This window comes from Hydrogenivirga sp. 128-5-R1-1 (assembly GCF_000171895.1).
Genome location: NZ_ABHJ01000424.1, coordinates 1 through 1277 on the forward strand (window position 1 = coordinate 1; position 1277 = coordinate 1277).

General features: G+C 33.9%; 2 protein-coding genes. Both read left to right on the forward strand.

Features of this window, described 5'->3' with window-relative positions; genetic code table 11:
- Window positions 1-954: PDZ domain-containing protein (locus HG1285_RS01020; RefSeq protein WP_008289501.1), on the forward strand; the 954-nt coding region annotated here is incomplete at its 5' end.
- Between the two features lie 3 nt (window positions 955-957).
- Complete coding sequence (locus HG1285_RS01015; protein WP_008289502.1) at window positions 958-1224, forward strand: hypothetical protein; 267 nt, start codon at window positions 958-960, stop codon at window positions 1222-1224.
- Window positions 1225-1277 lie beyond the last annotated feature (53 nt).

The following is a 1277-nucleotide window of genomic DNA, read 5'->3' on the forward strand; positions in this document are numbered from 1 at the left end:
CATATTCTAAAGCTTGGAAATTCTGATGAGCTAAAACAAGGCATGACGGTAATAGCTATTGGAAGCCCATTAGGTCTTAAATACACTGTTACACAAGGAATAATCTCAGCCCTTGATAGAACCCTTGAAGGACATCCGGGAGAAGGATTTATACAAACAGACGCAGCAATTAATCCCGGAAACTCTGGAGGACCCCTTGTAAACATAAAAGGAGAAGTTGTAGGTATAAATACTGCAATAATTGCAGGAGCTCAAGGTCTTGGTTTTGCAGTACCTATAAATCAAGCAAAATGGATAATGAATGAAATTTTAAAATATGGAAAAGTTAGAAGAGGAAAATTAGGAGTTGTTATCCAGCCATTAACCCCAGAACTTGCTAAGCATTTTGGAATTGATTACGGAGTTATAATTACTGAAGTACAGGAAAACTCCCCTGCATCCAAAGCCGGAATCAAAAGCGGAGATATTATAGTAGCCGTTAACGGTAAAAAAGTTGAGAAACCAAATGATTTACAAAAATACATTATGAGAAATCCACCGGGAACAACAGTTTTAATTACAGTAATAAGAGACGGTAAGAGAAAAAATATAAAAGTTAAATTAGGTTCATGGGGTGAAGAATACGCTATAAACGACTACAAAGAACTTGAAGAAAAATACGGACTTGTAGTAGTTGATATTACCCCTCAAATAGCACAAAAATACGGGTTAGGAAAAGTTAAATACGGTGTATTAGTTTACGGTGTAAAATATGGCTCTGTTGCTGAAGACGCAGGACTAAGAAGTGGAGATATTATACTTTCTGCAAATAGAAAACCTCTAAAAACACCAGAGGATTTCTGGAAAGAAGTTGTAAAAGCCGAAAAAAGAGGAAAAAGTGATGTACTCCTTAAAATAAAAAGAGGCTCAATGGTAATATACACCGTACTTCCAATAATAAAAGATAAGGAGTGAAAAATGGGGTTTCAAAATTTAACAAAAGAAGAAAAAGAAAAAGTAATGCAAATTGTTATTGAGGACTTAAGAAAGAAAGGTTATCTGAAAATTGGGAACATGGAAAATGAAGTTTACATAGTGGACATAGAAAAGACTCCAGAAGTGGAAGGAAGACTGATAATAAAAGCTTTTGATGAAAAAAATGAAAAAGATTATGAACTTATTATTGAAATAGTAGATAAGGAAGGAAATTTACAGCTTGTAGATTATTTTACAGTAGAGGCTTAACCGCCTCTGCTACTTTTATTTTTTAGATATCTCTACTTTTAATGCATTTTTCC